The organism is Streptomyces sp. NBC_01283 (assembly GCF_041435335.1).
In the GTDB taxonomy this organism is placed as follows: Bacteria; Actinomycetota; Actinomycetes; order Streptomycetales; family Streptomycetaceae; genus Streptomyces.
On sequence record NZ_CP108430.1, the window covers coordinates 4,178,371 to 4,195,399 of the forward strand.

General features: G+C 68.5%; 20 protein-coding genes. 5 read left to right on the forward strand and 15 right to left on the reverse strand.

What is annotated here, in order from left to right; all coding sequences use genetic code 11:
• Positions 1–371: 371 nt before the first annotated feature.
• The 4 genes from OG302_RS18955 to OG302_RS18970 all read right to left on the reverse strand — a co-directional run bounded on the left by OG302_RS18955 (position 372) and on the right by OG302_RS18970 (position 3,103).
• Positions 372–662, reverse strand: coding sequence for a DUF4229 domain-containing protein (locus tag OG302_RS18955; RefSeq protein WP_371527866.1), 291 nt, complete (start codon positions 660–662; stop codon positions 372–374).
• Positions 663–768: 106 nt separating this feature from the next.
• A complete protein-coding gene (locus OG302_RS18960) occupies positions 769–1,293 on the reverse strand; it encodes an N-acetyltransferase family protein (RefSeq protein ID WP_371527867.1) in 525 nt (174 codons plus the stop codon).
• A 122-nt stretch (positions 1,294–1,415) separates the two neighbouring features.
• Entirely contained in the window at positions 1,416–2,579 is a 1,164-nt protein-coding gene (gene mqnE, locus OG302_RS18965; protein WP_371527868.1) for an aminofutalosine synthase MqnE, read from the reverse strand.
• Between the two features lie 62 nt (positions 2,580–2,641).
• The gene (locus OG302_RS18970; RefSeq protein ID WP_361844486.1) at positions 2,642–3,103 is read right to left on the reverse strand and encodes an Lrp/AsnC family transcriptional regulator; all 462 of its coding nucleotides are present in this window, start codon (positions 3,101–3,103) and stop codon (positions 2,642–2,644) included.
• 163 nt (positions 3,104–3,266) lie between these two features.
• Here OG302_RS18970 and OG302_RS18975 point away from each other — a divergent pair, with 163 nt between their 5' ends.
• Positions 3,267–3,395, forward strand: coding sequence for a hypothetical protein (locus tag OG302_RS18975; protein ID WP_371527869.1), 129 nt, complete (start codon positions 3,267–3,269; stop codon positions 3,393–3,395).
• On the opposite strand, the gene OG302_RS18980 is transcribed toward OG302_RS18975, so the two are convergent.
• The 3 genes from OG302_RS18980 to OG302_RS18990 are packed head-to-tail and all read right to left on the reverse strand — an operon-like array spanning position 3,392 to position 6,465.
• Entirely contained in the window at positions 3,392–4,072 is a 681-nt protein-coding gene (locus tag OG302_RS18980) for a UbiX family flavin prenyltransferase (RefSeq protein ID WP_371527870.1), read from the reverse strand. The genes OG302_RS18975 and OG302_RS18980 overlap by 4 nt on opposite strands.
• 9 nt (positions 4,073–4,081) lie before the next feature.
• Positions 4,082–5,005, reverse strand: coding sequence for a menaquinone biosynthesis prenyltransferase MqnP (gene mqnP, locus OG302_RS18985; RefSeq protein WP_371527871.1), 924 nt, complete (start codon positions 5,003–5,005; stop codon positions 4,082–4,084).
• Positions 5,006–5,007: 2 nt separating this feature from the next.
• A complete protein-coding gene (locus OG302_RS18990; protein WP_371527872.1) occupies positions 5,008–6,465 on the reverse strand; it encodes a menaquinone biosynthesis decarboxylase in 1,458 nt (485 codons plus the stop codon).
• An 89-nt stretch (positions 6,466–6,554) separates the two neighbouring features.
• Here OG302_RS18990 and OG302_RS18995 point away from each other — a divergent pair, with 89 nt between their 5' ends.
• Both OG302_RS18995 and OG302_RS19000 read left to right on the forward strand, forming a co-directional pair.
• A complete protein-coding gene (locus tag OG302_RS18995; protein ID WP_371527873.1) occupies positions 6,555–6,875 on the forward strand; it encodes a PLD nuclease N-terminal domain-containing protein in 321 nt (106 codons plus the stop codon).
• A gap of 2 nt (positions 6,876–6,877) precedes the next feature.
• Complete coding sequence (locus tag OG302_RS19000; RefSeq protein ID WP_371750163.1) at positions 6,878–7,792, forward strand: LysR family transcriptional regulator; 915 nt, start codon at positions 6,878–6,880, stop codon at positions 7,790–7,792.
• On the opposite strand, the gene OG302_RS19005 is transcribed toward OG302_RS19000, so the two are convergent.
• Positions 7,737–8,654, reverse strand: coding sequence for a DMT family transporter (locus OG302_RS19005; protein WP_371527874.1), 918 nt, complete (start codon positions 8,652–8,654; stop codon positions 7,737–7,739). The genes OG302_RS19000 and OG302_RS19005 overlap by 56 nt on opposite strands.
• Before the next feature lie 106 nt (positions 8,655–8,760).
• Between OG302_RS19005 and OG302_RS19010 the strand changes: the two genes are divergently transcribed.
• The gene (locus OG302_RS19010) at positions 8,761–9,228 is read left to right on the forward strand and encodes a nucleoside deaminase (protein ID WP_371527875.1); all 468 of its coding nucleotides are present in this window, start codon (positions 8,761–8,763) and stop codon (positions 9,226–9,228) included.
• Here the strand turns inward: OG302_RS19010 and OG302_RS19015 are convergent.
• Positions 9,225–9,590, reverse strand: a complete 366-nt coding sequence (locus OG302_RS19015; RefSeq protein WP_371527876.1) for an ArsR/SmtB family transcription factor — start codon at positions 9,588–9,590, stop codon at positions 9,225–9,227. The two genes, OG302_RS19010 and OG302_RS19015, sit on opposite strands and share 4 nt — an antisense overlap.
• 154 nt (positions 9,591–9,744) lie before the next feature.
• On the opposite strand from OG302_RS19015, the gene OG302_RS19020 reads away from it, so the two are divergent.
• Complete coding sequence (locus OG302_RS19020) at positions 9,745–10,734, forward strand: zinc-binding alcohol dehydrogenase family protein (protein WP_371750164.1); 990 nt, start codon at positions 9,745–9,747, stop codon at positions 10,732–10,734.
• A 29-nt stretch (positions 10,735–10,763) separates the two neighbouring features.
• On the opposite strand, the gene OG302_RS19025 is transcribed toward OG302_RS19020, so the two are convergent.
• The 6 genes from OG302_RS19025 to OG302_RS19050 form a co-directional block, all read right to left on the reverse strand.
• Positions 10,764–11,267 carry an SRPBCC domain-containing protein gene (locus OG302_RS19025; protein WP_371527877.1) on the reverse strand — a complete coding sequence of 168 codons (504 nt, stop codon included), beginning with the start codon at positions 11,265–11,267 and terminating at the stop codon, positions 10,764–10,766.
• A gap of 64 nt (positions 11,268–11,331) precedes the next feature.
• Positions 11,332–12,444, reverse strand: coding sequence for a c-type cytochrome biogenesis protein CcsB (ccsB, locus tag OG302_RS19030; RefSeq protein WP_371527878.1), 1,113 nt, complete (start codon positions 12,442–12,444; stop codon positions 11,332–11,334).
• On the reverse strand, positions 12,441–14,255 hold the full coding sequence (locus tag OG302_RS19035; protein ID WP_371527879.1) for a cytochrome c biogenesis protein ResB: 1,815 nt from the start codon (positions 14,253–14,255) through the stop codon (positions 12,441–12,443). Before OG302_RS19035 ends, ccsB begins: the two co-directional genes overlap by 4 nt.
• 3 nt (positions 14,256–14,258) lie before the next feature.
• Entirely contained in the window at positions 14,259–15,023 is a 765-nt protein-coding gene (locus tag OG302_RS19040) for a cytochrome c biogenesis protein CcdA (RefSeq protein WP_361844518.1), read from the reverse strand.
• A gap of 10 nt (positions 15,024–15,033) precedes the next feature.
• Positions 15,034–15,663: a TlpA disulfide reductase family protein gene (locus tag OG302_RS19045; RefSeq protein WP_361844459.1), complete on the reverse strand. Its 630-nt coding sequence runs from the start codon at positions 15,661–15,663 to the stop codon at positions 15,034–15,036.
• Positions 15,664–15,729: 66 nt separating this feature from the next.
• Positions 15,730–16,959 carry a hypothetical protein gene (locus tag OG302_RS19050; protein WP_371527880.1) on the reverse strand — a complete coding sequence of 410 codons (1,230 nt, stop codon included), beginning with the start codon at positions 16,957–16,959 and terminating at the stop codon, positions 15,730–15,732.
• Positions 16,960–17,029: the final 70 nt, after the last annotated feature.

Consider the following 17,029-nt stretch of genomic DNA (forward strand, 5'->3'; position numbering starts at 1 on the left):
GGCCTTGACGGTGCCGCCGCAGTGCAGATGTCACTTGGTGCTTGTCGTTCGCGCTGTTCGCGGAGAACTCGGGAGAACTCAGAGACGGCGACGACAGGCCGCGGACATGCAGCGGCAGAGATCGACATGCAGGCGCGCCACGAGCGGGACGCTCATGGGGATGCGGTGCGCGGCTGCTGTCTTCATGTCGAACACGTTAACACTTGAACTTTGGGAACATCAAAGGTCTTGTTTGAGGTAGACGGGGCCAATCCGAGGCAGAGATGCCACAGGAACCCATGAAACGCACGAAACCCCGGCACTGGAGCAGGTGCTCCGGTGCCGGGGTCGAGTTACGTGTGTGACGAAGACGACGGCTTCGCGGACGAAGGCTACGACTTCGCGCGAGCGGCGTCGTCCGCGAGGTCCTCCTGGGTGCGGTTCGCCTCCAGGTTGGCCTTGGTGCGCTCCACGCGCTCGACGACCTGGATCGACGCCCGGTCCCGCTCCCCCCGCAGCAGCACGAAGCTGATGGGCGCGGAGATGACGAGCGCGAGCAGCATCACCCAGAGGAGGTTGGAGTCCCCGAGCCCCTTCGGCAGGATCCCGGCGTAGACAAGTCCCCAGACCGCGAAAAAGCAGCCCACGAAGACCCCGAGGCGCATCAGCGTGTAGCGGAGCATGTCAATCCACTCTTCCGTTCCGAAATGGGCCCGAGTAGGACGAGCCCCTCCAGTGAAGCATGGGAGGGGGCGCGCTCAGCAAGGGGGTGAGCCCTCCGGTGAACCGTCAGCCGAGCGGGAGCAGCATCGTGATGTCGTCGCGGTCGTCACCGGGGGCCACCCGGATCGCGCCGGGCACGCGTCCGACCTCCTTGTATCCGCAGGACTCGTAGAACCGGTCGACTCCCGTGCCGCCCCGGCAGGTGAGCCGGATCGCCTCGATGCCGTCGAGCCCGCGGGCGGCGTCCGCCGCGGCGGCCATCAGGTCGCGCCCGTACCCCTTGCCCTGATGCCTGGGGTGCACCATCACCACGTACAGCCAGATCCAGTGCCTCATCAGCCGGTGGGTGTTGTACGCGAGGAAGGCGGTCGCGGCGACGGTGCCGTCCTCGTCGTACCCGACGAGGAGCCGGGTGTGCCCCTCGCTCAGTTGCGTCAGGCGCTTGACCCACTCGGGACGGATGTCGTCGACCGTCACGGGCGGCACGAAACCGACGGCTCCGCCGGCGTTGGACACGTCCGCCCAGAGCGCGAGCACGCCGTCGCGCAGAGCGGGATCGATCTCGGGGTCCAGGCGGAAGGTAAGTGTCATAGCCGAAGGCTAACCATTACATCTACCGGGCCTCAACCGCGTTCCGCATCCCGGACAGCACCCGTGACGCAGCGAGCCCCGGCCCATGGGGCCGGGGCTCGCGCGTGGTGCACGGCGGGCGGTCAGACCCGCATCGCCTGCGGGGTCTCCCGGAGCGAGAGGTCCGGCCCCTCGTACTCACGGATCGACTCGTAGCGCGTGTTGCGCTCGACGGGCCGGAAGCCCGCCTCGCGGATGAGGTCGAGCAGGTCCTCGCGGGTCAGCTTGTTCGGCGTGCCGAAGTTGTCCGCGTCGTGCGTGATCTTGTACTCGACGACCGAGCCGTCCATGTCGTCCGCGCCGTGCTGCAGCGCGAGCTGCGTGGTCTGCAGGCCGTGCATGACCCAGAAGACCTTGACGTGCGGGACGTTGTCGAAGAGGAGGCGCGAGACCGCGAAGGTCTTCAGGGCCTCGGCGCCGGACGCCATGGTGGTGCGCGCCTGGAGCTTGTTGCGGACCTTGCCGTCCTTCATGTCCACGAAGTCGTGCTGGTAGCGCAGCGGGATGAAGACCTGGAACCCGCCGGTCTCGTCCTGCAGTTCACGCAGCCGCAGCACGTGGTCGACCCGGTGCCGGGGCTCCTCGATGTGGCCGTACAGCATCGTGCACGGGGTCTTGAGACCCTTCTCGTGCGCGAGGCGGTGGATGCGCGACCAGTCCTCCCAGTGGGTGCGGTGGTCGACGATGTGCTGGCGGACCTCCCAGTCGAAGATCTCCGCACCGCCGCCGGTCAGCGACTCAAGACCGGCCTCGATCAGCTCGTCGAGGATGTCGGACGCCGACATCCCCGAGATCGTCTCGAAGTGGTGGATCTCCGTGGCCGTGAACGCCTTCAGGGACACGTCCGGGAGCGCCTTCTTGAGCTCGCTCAGCGAACGCGGGTAGTAGCGCCACGGCAGGTTGGGGTGCAGGCCGTTGACGATGTGCAGCTCGGTGAGGTTCTCGCCCTCCATCGCCTTGGCGAGGCGGACGGCCTCCTCGATGCGCATCGTGTACGCGTCCTTCTCGCCCGGCTTGCGCTGGAACGAGCAGTACGCGCACGAGGCGGTGCACACGTTCGTCATGTTGAGGTGGCGGTTGACGTTGAAGTGCACGACGTCGCCGTTCTTGCGCGTGCGCACCTCGTGGGCGAGACCGCCGAGCCAGGCCAGGTCGTCCGAGTCGTAGAGGGCGATGCCGTCCTCGCGGGACAGCCGCTCACCGTCCCGGACCTTCTGCTCCAGCTCGCGCTTGAGCCCAGCGTCCATACCCCGGCCGCCTCTCCATGTCTATATGCCTGCGTAAATCGAGCCTCGCCAACGGTACGCCTCTACCCCTGCGACTCCTCGGGCAGCTCCCCGACGCGGTTCTCCCACTTCGTGGAGAGCACGATCGTCGTACGCGTCCTGGAGACGCCCTTCGTGCCGCTCAGCCTGCGGATCGTCTTCTCCAGGCCGTCCACGTCGGTGGCCCGGATCTTGAGCATGTACGAGTCGTCGCCCGCGATGAACCAGCAGTCCTCGATCTCGTGCAGGTCCTTGAGGCGCCGCGCCACGTCCTCGTGGTCGGCGGCGTCCGAGAGGGAGATGCCGATGAGGGCGATCACGCCCAGGCCGAGCGAGGCGGAGTCCACGGTCGCGCGGTAGCCGGTGATGACACCCGCCGCTTCGAGGCGGTTGATCCGGTCCGTGACGCTCGGTCCCGAGAGGCCGACGAGCCGGCCGAGTTCGGCGTACGAGGCCCTGCCGTTCTCGCGCAGGGCCTGGATGAGCTGCCTGTCCACGGCGTCCATAGGTGCGATGCCTTTCATTATTCAGCGATACCGCGAGTCTATGTGTAGAATCTAAGGTGCAACAGGGTCCAAGCCCTGTGAATCTTTCGGAATCTCCGCCACTTGGCGTCGATTCTTCAAACCACACTGCGTTTCAAACGACACCTCAGGAGTGAGACACCCCGTGTACTCGATCGAGATGGCCTACGCCCGGATGCGCGAGCTGCAGGACCTGGCCAACCGCTCGCGTGCCCACCAGACCACCGCGCACCAGGCCGAGCGCCGCACGAAGCGCGCCGCCAAGAAGCGCTAACCCCCCGAAGGGGCAGAGCCTCCACCGAGCTCTCCCTTCCAGCGGCGGTACAGCCGATGCGGCACTTCCGCCGCGTCGAGCGTCCGCCCGGCGACGAAGTCCACCAGATCCTGGATGTGCGTCGCCCCCGCGTAGAACGCCGGAGAGGCGGGCAGCACGATCGCGCCCGCCTCGTCCAGCGTCACCAAGTGCTTCAGCGTCTGTCCGTTGAGCGGTGTCTCGCGTACGCAGACGACCAGCTTCCGGCCTTCCTTGAGCGTCACGCTCGCCGACCGCTGCAGCAGATCCTTCGAGAGCCCCAGCGCCACCCCGGCCACGCACGCCGTGGACGCGGGCACGATCAGCATCCCCTTGGTCGCGTACGACCCCGACGAAGGACCGGCGGCCAGATCCCCGGCCGCCCAGTACCGCACGTCGTCCACCGGCACGTCGAAGGCCGCCGGCTTGCCGTCGGCACCCCGCCCGAGCCACTCCCGCAGGTCCTCCTGCCAGTGCGCGTCCCGGAAGGAGATGCCCGTCTCGTCGAGGATCGTCAGGCGTGAGGCCCGCGAGACCACCAGGTCGACGCTCTCCCCCGCCGCGAGCAGCGCCCGCAGCACGGCGGTGGCGTACGGAGTACCCGAGGCCCCCGACACCCCCACGATCCAAGGCTTACGCTGCGTATCTCCTGGCTTCACGCTGTGAGCCTAGACGGTCAGTCCGCGCACCAGCAGGTCGAGGAGGGCGCAGACGAACAGCGCGATGCCGATGAAGCCGTTGACCTGGAAGAAGGCCCGGTTGAGGCGCGTGAGGTCGTGCGGCTTCACGATGGAGTGCTCGTAGACGAACGCGCCGGCGACGACCGCGAGGCCGAGCCAGAAGAAGACGCCCGCGCCGGTGGACGCCGCGTACCAGACGAGCAGCAGCGTGGTCACCAGATGGCAGCCGCGCGCGCCCCGGATCGCGGCGGGGATGCCGAAGCGGGCGGGCACCGAGAGCACGCCGACCTCGCGGTCCGTCTCCACGTCCTGGCAGGCGTAGATCAGGTCGAAGCCGCCGATCCAGACGCCGACCGCGAGCCCGAGGATGACGGCCTGCCCCGACCACTCGCCGGTGACGGCGATCCAGGCGCCGACCGGGCCCATGGCCTGGGCGATGCCGAGGATCGCCTGCGGGAAGTTCGTGAACCGCTTGCCGTAGGGATAGACGACCATCGGGATCACCGCGATGGGCGCCAGCGCCAGGCAGAGCGGGTTGAGCAGGGCGGCCGAGCCGAGGAACACGACGAGCGCGATGAGCGCGCCGGTCCAGGCGGACTTCACCGAGACCGCGCCCGTGACGAGCTCGCGGTGGGCGGTCCTCGGGTTACGGGCGTCGATCTCCCGGTCGATGATGCGGTTGGCGGCCATGGCGAACGTGCGCAGGCCCACCATGCAGATGGTGACCAGGAGCAGCCGCCCCCAGTGGATGTTCTCGTCCAGCTGGAACATCGCGGTCAGCGCGGCGATGTAGGCGAAGGGCAGGGCGAACACCGAGTGCTCGATCATGACGAGGCGCAGGAACGCCTTGACCTTGCCGGGCGGGGCGGGCTCGGGCCCGAAGAGTTCCGGAGTCGCTGAATCAGCACTCATCTTTAGAGCCCGTACTCCTTCCAGCGGCGGTCGACCTTCGACGCCGTCTCCGGGTCGGACTCGACCATGTTCGGCCAGCCCCCGTCCCGGGTGTATCCCTCTTCGGGCAGCTTCTTCGTCGCGTCGATGCCCGCCTTGCCGCCCCAGAACTGCTGGTAGGAGGCATGGTCGAGGTGGTCGACGGGACCTTCGGCCACCGTCAGGTCGCGCGCGTAGTCGGTGTTGCCGAGCGCGCGCCAGGACACTTCGTGCAGATCGTGGACGTCGCAATCCTTGTCCACGACCACGATCAGTTTGGTCAGCGACATCATGTGGGCGCCCCAGATGGCGTGCATGACCTTCTGCGCGTGCTTCGGATACTTCTTGTCGATCGAGACGATCGCGCAGTTGTGGAAGCCGCCGGACTCCGGCAGGTGGTAGTCCACGATGTCCGGGACGATCACCTTGAGCAGGGGCAGGAAGAAGCGCTCGGTGGCGCGGCCGAGGGGGCCGTCCTCCGTCGGCGGGCGGCCGACCACGATCGACTGGAGCAGCGGACGCTTCCGCATCGTCACGCAGTCGATCTTCAGGGCGGGGAACGGCTCCTGCGGCGTGTAGAAACCGGTGTGGTCGCCGAAGGGGCCCTCCGGGAGCATCTCGCCCGGCTCCAGCCAGCCCTCGATGACGACCTCGGCGTGCGCCGGGACCTGGAGCGGGACCGTCTTGCAGTCGACCATCTCGACGCGCTTGCCCTGGATGAACCCGGCCAGCATGTACTCGTCCATGTCGCCGGGCAGCGGCGCGGTCGACGCGTACGTCACGGCGGGCGGACAGCCGAAGGCGATCGCGACCGGCAGCTTCTCGCCCCTGCGGGCGGCCACCTGGTAGTGGTTGCGGCTGTCCTTGTGGATCTGCCAGTGCATGCCGATGGTGCGCTTGTCGTGGCGCTGGAGGCGGTACAGGCCGAGGTTGCGGACGCCGGTGTCCGGGTCCTTGGTGTGGGTCAGGCCCAGGTTGAAGAAGGAGCCGCCGTCCTCGGGCCAGGTGAAGAGCGCGGGCAGCTTCTCCAGGTCGACGTCGTCGCCGGTGAGGACGACCTCCTGCACGGGCGCGTTGTCGGACTTCACCTTCTTCGGCGGTACGTGCGTCATCGCGCCGAGCTTCCCGAAGGCCTCGCGCACGCCGACGAAGCCGTGCGGCAGCTCCGGCTTGAGGAGGCCGCCGATCTTCTCGCTGATCTGGCTGTACGACTTCAGGCCGAGCGCCTTCAGGAGGCGCCGGTCCGTCCCGTACACGTTCATCGCGAGGGGCATCGCCGAGCCCTTGACGTTCTCGAAGAGGAGCGCGGGGCCGCCGGACTTCTGCACCCGGTCGGTGATCTCGCCGACCTCCAGATACGGATCGACCTCGGCCTTGATGCGCTTGAGATCGCCCTCGCGCTCCAGTGCACGGAGCAGGGAGCGAAGATCGTCATAAGCCATGCGTTCCAGTATCGGTCACGGGCTACCCTGGCCGGGTCACCGGGGTTCGCACGCCGCCCTCCCTTCGTCCTTTGGGGAATCGCGCCACCATGCTCAGGTATCTGCCGTTCCTGCTGGTCCTGGCCGTGTGGATCTATGCCTTCATCGATGTCCTGAACACTCCGGAGAAGGAGATCAGGCATCTGCCGAAGGTGGTCTGGGTCATCATCGTGCTGCTCTTCGGCGAGGTTCTGCTCGGTCCGATCGCCTGGTTCGTCACGGGCAAGGTGCGCCACGCTCCCGCCGGAGGCGGTCCGCGCGGCGTGCGCGGCGGGCAGTGGGTGGCGCCGGACGACAACCCGGAGTTCCTGAAGTCCCTCAGGGACGAGGACCCCGACGACAAGAAGCGGGACAAGGGCACGGAGAGCTGATGATGGAACTGCGGCTGCTCGTCACGTTCGAAAAGGTCGCGTCCGTACTCAGCTTCACTCAGGCCGCGGCCGAGCTGAAGTACGCCCAGTCCAGCGTCACCAGCCAGGTCCGCTCCCTGGAGTCCTCGCTCGGCACCGAACTCTTCGACCGGCTCGGCAGCCGCATCCGCCTGACGGAGGCCGGTGAGCGCCTGCTCCCCTACGCCCGGCAGATCATCGAGCTGACGGACGAGGCACGTTCCGCGGTCGTCGGTGCCGGGGAGCCGAGCGGCGCCATCGCGGTCGGCACGATGGAATCGCTGACCTCCTACCGCCTGCCCCCGCTGCTCGAACTCTTCCACCACCGCTACCCGAAGGTGCAGCTCTCCCTGCGCCCCACCCTGGGCGACGAGACCCGCCACGCGCTGCGGCAGGGGGCGTACGACGTCGGGTTCCTGATGGAGCGGGAGACCGAGCACGCGGGCCTGGAGACCGAGGTCCTCGCCGAGGAGCCGCTGGTCCTTGTCTGCGCGCCGACGCATCCGCTGGCCGCCGCGCACGGGGCGGACTCGCTCGCCACGGGCGATCTGGCGTCGGTGCAGCTGGTCGGTACGGAGCCGGGCTGCCCCTACCGGGATCTGTTCGAGGAGGAGCTGCGGGTGCGGAACGGCACCCCGCCGCCCTTCATGGAGTTCGGCACGATCGAGGCCACCAAGCGGGGTGTCGCCGGTGGCCTCGGGGTGGCGCTGCTTCCGCGGATGGCGGTGCGCGAGGAGCTGGCCTCGGGGGTGCTCGTCGCGCTGCCGTGGGAGCCACCGTTCATCCTGCACACGCAGCTCGCGTGGCGGTCGGGCAAGCGGCTCGCGGCCCATGTGCGGCTCTTCATCGAGCAGTCTGTGCGGCTGGTGCGGGAGCAGGCAGCGGAGGCGTCGAAGTAGCCACGGTCCTCTGTGACTTGGCGCGGTTGACCTTCAGGCTCGCGAGGACGATCAGCGGCACGCCGAGCGCCTGGACGAAGCCGATGTGGTGCCCGTAGACGGCCCAGTCGGCGACCATCGCGACCGCCGGATAGGTGAAGGCGAGTACGGCGATCTTGGCGGTGGGCAGCTTCGCGTACGCCGCGTACATCAGGACGTACATCAGGCCGGTGTGGATGACGCCGAGCCCGACGAGCCAGCCCCAGCCGGCGCCCGTTCCGCTCATCGCACCGAAGTTCGCGAAGGGCAGCAGCAGCGGGATGCCGACGAGGACCTGGACGAGGGCGATGAGATGTGGGCGTACGCCGGTGATGCGCTTGGTGACGAGCGTGGAGAGGCCGTAGAGCAGCGCGGCGACGAGTGCGAGGCCGATGCCGGTGAGCGAGCCGAGGTCACCGGGCCGTACACCGGAGACCAGGACGAGCCCGGCGAACGCGGTGCCGAGCCACAGGAGTTGATGCCTGGTCAGGCGTTCGCGGAAGATGACCGCGCTGAGCAGCACGAGCAGGAACGGCTGCGTGTGGTAGACGACGGTGGCCAGGGAGATCGAGGTCGCCTCGTACGCCTTGAAGAGGAACACCCAGTTGAAGACGATGAACGCGCCGCCGAGCGCGGCGAGTCCGAGCTTCTTGGGGGTGAGGCCGTGGTCGCGGAAGTAGCCGCGGACGAAGGCGTAGGCCCCCAGGGCGAGGGCACCGAAGAGTACGCGGAAGAACACCACGTTGAAGGCCGAGGCGCCTGACTCGACGACGAAGATCCCGAGGGTGCCGGAGAGCACCATCGCGGCGGTGAGCTGGGCCGTGCCCTTGTTCTCTGAGGTCATGCCCATGAAGCTACGAGCGGGCGTATGCGCTGGTCCACGAGCCAGTGGGGCGTCCTGCCGATGGGCTCATCGGCGGGGACGATGGCCCCTGACGAAAGGTGCTCGGATGGATCAGACACCGGTGGATCAGGCACAGGCCCGCGCATGGCTCGCGACCGCCGTCGACGAAGCACGGCTGAGCCTCGCGGAGGGCGGCGTTCCGGTCGGCGCCGCGCTGTACGGAACGGACGGGGCCCTGTGGGGGCGCGGGCGCAACCGCCGCGTCCAGGAGGGTGATCCGTCCCTGCACGCGGAGACATCGGCGTTCCGGGCCGCGGGACGGCAGCGCACGTACCGCGGGACGACGATGGTCACGACGCTCTCCCCGTGCTGGTACTGCAGCGGCCTGGTGCGGCAGTTCGGGATCTCGCGGGTGGTCGTCGGCGAGGCGCGGACGTTCCAGGGCGGACACGACTGGCTGGCGGAGCACGGCGTGGAGGTCGTGATCCTCGACGATCCGGCGTGCGCGACGATGATGCGGGACTTCGTCGCGGCACGGCCGGAGCTGTGGCACGAGGACATCGGCCTCGACTAGCCGGCCTGCCCGGCCTGCCCGGCTGCCGAGGAGTCCGGCCGGTCCGGCCGCAGGACCAGGGCGAGCAGTCCGGGGAAGCGCGCCTCGAACTCCTCCCGGCGCAGCCGGTTGACCCGCTTGGGCCCCTCGTCCCGCTGCTCGACGAGCCCCGCTCCCCGCAGTACCCCGAAGTGATGGCTCAGCGCGGCCTTGCCGACGGGCACGTCGAAGCTGCCGCAGCTGCGGGCCCAGTCGGGGGACGAGGCCAACTCCCGTACCAGTTCCAGGCGTACGGGGTCGCCGAGCGCGGTGAGCGCGGCCAGCACGGACACCTCGTCGGGATGGACGTGCACCGGCGCCGCGCGGTGGTGCGTGTTCGCCACGACCGGACTCCCTTCACCTCGGCCCTTGCCGGGTTTCCGCTCGACCCTTGCCGAGTGTTCGATGAAAACCATACACTCCTGAGTGTTCGCTTTCTGTTGAACACTCCATCGGACACCTGTCTGGCCACTCGAAGGGTGCACAGCCATGCCCACCATGCGCGCGATCCAGTTCCAGGAGTACGGCGGCCCCGAGGTCCTCACGGTGACGGAGGCTCCCGTCCCCGCGCCCGCGGCGGGCCAGATCAGCATCGACGTCGCGTACACCGGCGTGAACTTCGCCGACCTGAAGGCCCGCTCCGAGGGCTACCGCGTGCCCTCGCTCCCCTACGTACCCGGCCTTGAGGTCTCCGGGCGCGTCCGGGAAGTCGGCGCGGGCGTCGAGGGGTTCACGGCCGGACAGGAGGTCGTCGCGCTCACCGAGGGCGGCGCGTACGCGGAGGTCGTGGTCGCCGCGGCGGCGACGGTGTTCCCCCTGCCGGACGGCGTGGACCTGCGCACGGCGGCCACCCTGCCCACGGTCCTGCCCACCGCGCACGCCCTGCTCCACGAGGTGGGCAGGCTGCGCGCGGGCGAGAGCGTCCTCGTGCAGGGCGCGGCGGGCGGGGTCGGCACGGTGGTGGGCCAGTTGGCCAAGGCGGCGGGCGCGGGCGCGGTGTACGGCGTCGTGTCGAGCGGGGCCAAGGCGAAGTACGCCCTGGAACACGGATACGACGAGGTGTTCGTCGGGGACTCCGGCGACGGCTTCGCCGCCGAGGTCCGTGCCGCCACCGGCGGACGCGGCGTCGACCTCGCTCTCGACCCGGTCGGCGGCGACGCCTTGCGCGGGGGCCTCGACGCGCTCGCCGTCTTCGGGCGGCTCGTCTCCTTCGGCAACGCGAGCTCGGCCGAGCCGTGGCGGGTGGGCCAGCCCGAGCTGTACCCGGCGGGCCTCGGCGTCTTCGGCTTCTCGATCCTGTCGCTCGCCGCGTCGGCGCCGCAGTCCCTGCGCGAGATCGCCGCACGGGCCTACGCGAAGGTGGCCGACGGGACGGTGACGCTGCCGGTGACGGCGGAGTTCCCGCTGGCCGATGCCGCCGGGGCACACCGCCTGATGGGCAACCGCACGAGCACGGGAAAGCTGCTTCTGAGGGTCACCGCAGCCTGACTACAGCTGACTCGCGCCCGGCCGTCCGGTCACTGCTTCCGGTACGTCTCGCGCAGTTCCCGCCACGGTTCCAGGCTCCACGTCGACCAGTCCTTGGGCCGCCCGTCGAGGGCATCGACGAGGAACTCGAAGTGGTTGTGCCAGCCGGCGAGGCAGTCGAGTCGCAGCGCGTCGTCGCCGTCGAACTCGTTGGTGAAGCGGAGGGTGGTGCCGGTCTTCCCGTCGGCCGCCTCCAGGTGGAAGCGGCACCGCCCGTGCAGGTCGATCGTGTACTCGGCGACCCGCTCCGGGTCCCACTCCGTGATGTGCCCGGAGTGGGAGGCCGACTCGTCGCCGTTGAGCCACCGCAGCGTGACGGCTCCGCCGAGCCTCGGCTCGAACACGTCGGCGGCGGCCAGCCACCCCGGAAGCCCCTCCGGGGTGGCCGCCGCCGCCCAGACCTTTTCCACAGGGTGGGGAAGGTGAAGTGCGTAACGGAGATGCTGCGTGGAGCCGTCCGTCCAGCTCGTACCCTGCCCGATCAACGCGGTCATGCCACAACCCTCACCCGACACGGACCACTCCGCACTCCCGGCGGGTGCTTACGGGCGCTGCGGGTCAGACCCCGGCGTACGAGTGCTTGCCGGTGACGAAGATGTTCACGCCGTAGTAGTTGAACAGCCAGCAGCCGAAGGCGATCAGGGCCAGGTAGGCGGCCTTGCGGCCCTTCCAGCCTGCCGTCGCGCGGGCGTGGAGGTAGCAGGCGTAGGCGACCCAGGTGATGAAGGACCAGACCTCCTTGGGGTCCCAGCCCCAGTAGCGGCCCCATGCGTCGCCCGCCCAGATCGCGCCCGCGATGATCGTGAACGTCCACAGCGGGAAGACGGCGGCGTTCACGCGGTACGAGAACTTGTCGAGGGTGGCCGCGGCGGGCAGGCGCTCCAGGACGGAGGAGGCGAAGCGGCCGGGCTTGCCGCCCGCGGCCAGCTTGTTCTCGTAGGAGTCGCGGAAGAGGTAGAGGATCGTCGCGACGCCGGCCAGGTAGAACGTCGCCCCGCAGAAGATCGCGGTGGAGACGTGGATCCACAGCCAGTACGAGTGAAGGGCGGGAACCAACTGGTCACTGGCGGTGTACAAGACAGTGACGGCGAGACCGAGATCGAGGAGGACCGTGGTGACCAGCGGAAGGCCGAGCCAGCCGACGTTCTTCTTCAGCGCCATGAGCACGAGGTACACCCCGACGGCCATGGTGGAGAACGTCAGGTTGAATTCGTACATGTTGCCCCACGGCGCCCGCTGCACCGACAGCGCGCGGGTGAGCACACCACCGGCCTCGACGAGGAACGCGAGCACGGTGAGGGACACGGCGATACGGCCGTAGAGGTCCCCCTTCTCGTCACCGCCCGAGGCGCCGGGGCCGTCCGGCACGTCGCGCGTGCCGGTGACGGAGCGGGTGACGACCTTGGGGGCCGACGCGGGGCGGTCGAGAACCGCGGTGCCGGTGCCGTTCTTGGCCTTGACGGTGACGGCGGGCGCCTTGGCGGCGGCCTCGGTCCGGGGGGTCAGCGCGGCGGCCGTGCGGCCGACCTTGCTGCGGCTGCCGAGGATCCACTCCGCCATGTGCGCGAAGAAGGCAAGGAGATAGACGGCCATCGCGGAGTAGACCAGCACATTGCTGATGTGCGCGAGGTTCTCGTTCGGTTCGGCGGCGAGGGTGGTGGCGAGATTCACTTCTCAGCCCCTTCGGCAGGAACATCTTGGGGGGTGGAGTCGCCATGCGCGGCAGTTGCTTGAGCTGCGGGAACGGCATGATCGGCTTGATCGGCGGGGTCTGTTTCGGACGCGCTCGGCGCCTTCTCGTAGAGGTGCGCGGCGAGGTCGCCCAGCTCTTCGGGCAACTTGGCGGACTCGCTGCGGCCGAGCCCGGCCATCTCGACGACGGTGACGCCGTCGGCGCCACGGACGGCCCGCACCCACACGCGGCGGCGCTGGATGAACAGCGATCCGGCGAGGCCGACGATGGCGGAGACCGCCCCGACGAGCGCCCACATGGAGCCGGGCTGCTGGGAGACCTGGAAGGTCGCCCAGCGCTTGATGTCCTTCTCGAAGGTGATCGAGCCGGCACCGCCGGGCAGCTTCATCGTCTCGCCGGGCCGCATCCGCTGCTTGAGGAGCTCGCCCTTGGAGTCCTTGAACTTTTCCATCTTGCTGGTGTCCAGCTGATAGACGTTCTGCGGCAGACCGGAGTCCACACCGAGGCTTCCGTGGTACGCGGAGAGCGCGAGCACGGGGTAGTCCAGCGCGGGGAACTGGGAGAACATCTGGCCCTGGCCCTCGCCGGCGAACGTCGGCACGAAGAAGGCGTTGAAGCCGAGCTGTTCCTTCTTGCCGTTCTTGTCGCGGTAGCCGTCGAGCACCTTGATGGCGCCGGTGGCCGTGCCATTGGAGTCGATGGGCAGCAGCGGCACGGACATCTTGGAGACGACCTTGCCCTTGCCGTCCCGGACGGTGACGGTCGGCGCGTAGCCCTGGCCGATCAGGTAGACCTTCGAGCCGTCGACCTCGAGCGGCTTGTTGACCTCGATCGACTTCTTCTTCTCCGGACCGTCGACGCCCTCGGTGTAGGTGACGTTCGCCCGGTAGGTGCGGGCGGTCCCCTTCTCGGGGCCCTTCCGCTCGAACGTCGACTCGAAGCTGTCCAGCTTGAAGCTGAACGGCGCCAGGTCGTCGGTGTTGAAGAGGCTGCCGGACTTGAAGTTGTCGTACTGGGTGAGGGTGTTGGCGAACCCGTCGCCCTGGACGATGAGCTTGCCGCCCTCGGACTTGAACAGGGCGCCGACGGCGAAGGCGATCAGGAGCACGATCAGCGAGATGTGGAAGAAGAGGTTGCCCGCCTCACGCAGGTAGCCCTTCTCCGCGGCGACGGACGCCCCCGCGCCGCCCTTGCCCGCCGTGAGGTCCGCGCGGAAGCGGCGGCCCTTGAGCAGCCCGAGCGCGGCGTCGTGGACCTGCTCGGGCTCGGCCTCGGTGCGCCACGTGGTGTACGCGGGCAGCCGGTCGAGCCGTTTGGGCGCACCCGGCGGCCGGCCGCGGAGCTGGCCGACGAACTGCCAGGTGCGGGGCACGATGCAGCCGATGAGGGAGATGAAGAGCAGGATGTAGATCGCCGAGAACCACACGGAGCTGTAGACGTCGAACAGCTGGAACTTCTCGTAGATCGGCGCGAGCGTGGTGTGCGCGGTCTTGAAGTCCTGGACCTTCAGCTCGTCGATGCTGGTCTGCGGGATCAGCGAGCCCGGGATCGCGCCGAGCGAGAGCAGGAGCAGCAGGAGCAGCGCGACCCGCATCGAGGTCAGCTGCCGCCACATCCACCGCGTCCAGCCGACGACTTCCTTGCCGGTCCAGACGAGCCAGCCCGCGGCGCCCGGGGCGCGCTTGCCGCCGAAGGAGCCGGGCATCGCCCGGTCGACGGGGGCGGTGGACAGCTGAGAGCCCGCGGCACCCAGGTCGCTCTGTTCTTCAGGGGCTTCGGTCTTGCTCATGGATCAGATCCCCACCGTGTAGCCGTTGGACCAGACCTGCATCTGCTGCACGATGGTGTCCCAGACGCCGGTGACGAGCAGCAGCCCGGTCGCGATCATCATGATGCCGCCGATGCGCATCACCCAGACGTAGTGCTTCTTGACCCAGCTGAACGCGCCGAGCGCCTTGCGGAAGGCGATGGCCGCGAGGATGAACGGCAGCCCGAGCCCCAGGCAGTACGCGACGCTCAGTATGGCCCCGCGCCCCGCACTCCCCTGGTCGAGGGCCAGGGAGTTGACGGACGTCAGCGTGGGCCCCACGCAGGGCGCCCAGCCCACGGCGAACAGTGCGCCGAGCACCGGGGCGCCCGCGAGTCCGGCGGCGGGCTTCTTGTGGAAGCGGAACTCCCGCTGCGACAGCCAGGGCATGAGCCCCATGAAGAAGATGCCGAGGACGATCATCAGCACGCCGAGCACCTTGGTGATGACGTCCTGGTATTCCTGCAGGTTCTGCCCGACGAACCCGAAGAGCGCGCCGGTGGAGACGAAGACGGCGGTGAAGCCGAGCACGAAGAGCCCGGCTCCCGCGGCCATCCGCCCGCGCTTGGCCTCGGCCAGGTCGGTGCCGCCGACGCCGGTGACATACGACAGATAGCCCGGCACCAGCGGGAGTACGCACGGGGAGAAGAAGGAGACGAGACCGCCGAGGACCGCGACGGGCAGCGCGACGAGAAGCGCTCCGTTCATGACGGTCTGGTTCGCTTCGCCGACGGCGGCGAGAGTGGACATCACGGGGAAATCACTTCTCCGCGATCAGCGGGTCGATCATCTTGCGCAGCTTCTCTTCGTTGAGCGCCTGCTGCGAGCGGGCCGCGATCTTTCCCTCGCGGTCGAGGATGATCGTGGAGGGGATGAACTTCGGGTTCATCGTGCCCTTGGGGAAGCGCAGCATCAGCTTGCCCATCGGATCGTGCAGGCTCGGATAGGAGATCTTCCACTCCTTCTCGAACGCCAGCGCCGGGTCCTTCTGCGGGTCGCGGGTGTTGATCCCGACGAACTGCACGTCCTTGCCCTTGAGGTCCTTCGAGACCTTCGCGAAGTTCGGCGCCTCGGCCCGGCAGGGCGAGCACCAGGAGCCCCAGACGTTCAGGACGACGATCTTGCCCTTGTAGTCGTCGACGTCGAGGTGCTTGCCCGTGAGGGTCTCCCCCTCAAGCTTCGGGCCGTCCTGGCGATCACCCTTGCCCGCGGTGGCGATGCCGTCGGAGCCGGTGACGAAGTTGGTGTTCCCGGAACCGCCTGACGTGCCGCCGGAGCTGCACGCCGACAGGGTCAGCGCGGCGACCGCGGCCCCAGCGCCCAGGAGGGCGGCGCGGCTGCGGCTACGGCTGCGGTTCGTGCTGTGGGGGGCGCGGCAGGCGGCACTCATGTGAAAAGTTTCGCATGTCTGTTTCGGGGATCTTCCGCACCCCCCGGGGTTGCGGAAAGTCCCATTTCAGACGGCCTTCCCGAGTCCCTTCCAGCCACCGGTCGGCGCCTGGCCGACTTCGAGGCCCTGCAGGTCGGCGAGGACCTTCGGGTCCTGGACGTCGAGCCAGTCGACGAACTGCCGGAAGGAGACCAGGCGTACGTCCTTCTTGCCCGCGATGTGCTTCAGGGCCGCCTCGACGGCGTCCATGTAGATGCCGCCGTTCCACTCCTCGAAGTGGTTGCCGATGAAGAACGGGGCGCGGTTGGACTCGTAGGCACGCTTGAATCCGGCGATGTAGGACTCGGTGGCCTGCTTGCGCCAGCCCGGGTAGTTGGCCGGCGGGGCCTTCGTGGAGTTGTTCGACTGGTTGGCCAGGATGTTGTAGTCCATGGACAGGACCTCGAAGGAGTGCCCGGGGAACGGCATCGCCTGCAGCGGCAGATCCCAGATGCCCATCTTCTTCTGGGGCCAGCGCTGGCGGCCGCCGGGCGACGAGGCGTCGTAACGCCAGCCGAGCTTCTTCGCCGTCGGCAGCAGATTGTCCTGGCCGAGGAGGCAGGGCGTGCGCCCGCCGACGAGTTCCTTGTCGTAGTCGAAAGGCAGCGACGGCAGGTCGGTCCAGCCGGTATTCGTGCGCCATTCCTTCACGAAGGAGGTGGCCTGGTCGATTTCGCTCTGCCATTGCGCGGGCGTCCAGTTGGCGACCGTGCCGTTGCCCGTGCAGAAGTGTCCGTTGAAGTGCGTGCCGATCTCATGGCCCTCGAGCCATGCCTGGCGTACGTACTTCAGCGTCTCCTTGACGTGACCGTCGGTGAGATAGCCGATGTCGGAGGCGCCGACCGCGTTGTTCGGCGGCTTGTACATCCGCTTCTTCGATTCCGGCAGCAGATAAAGACCCGAGAGGAAGAACGTCATCCGTGCGTCGTGTTCCTCGGCCAGCTTGAGGAAACGCGGGAAGAGACCGTTGCCGACCTCGCCCGCACCGTCCCAGGAGAAGATCACGAACTGCGGGGGCGTCTCACCCGGCTGCAGGGGGACGGGCTTGCCCGGCTGGTTCGGCTGCTTCCCCGTGTACGAGGTGGAGCCGTCGCCGATCGGCTTCGCGGGGCGCTTTCCGCCACCCCGGCCGTCCTTTGCCTTGTCCGCGGAACCGCCCGAATGACTGCCGCCGCCCGTGCCGCAGCCCGCAAGTCCCACGGCGGCGGCGGTCCCGACGCCGAGGCCGATCATTCCCCTGCGACTGATGTCGCGCATTCCATCCCCATTCGTCGTGCCCTTCGTCCATGCACGATGGACGCCCCGTTAGAGGGCACGACGAACAATG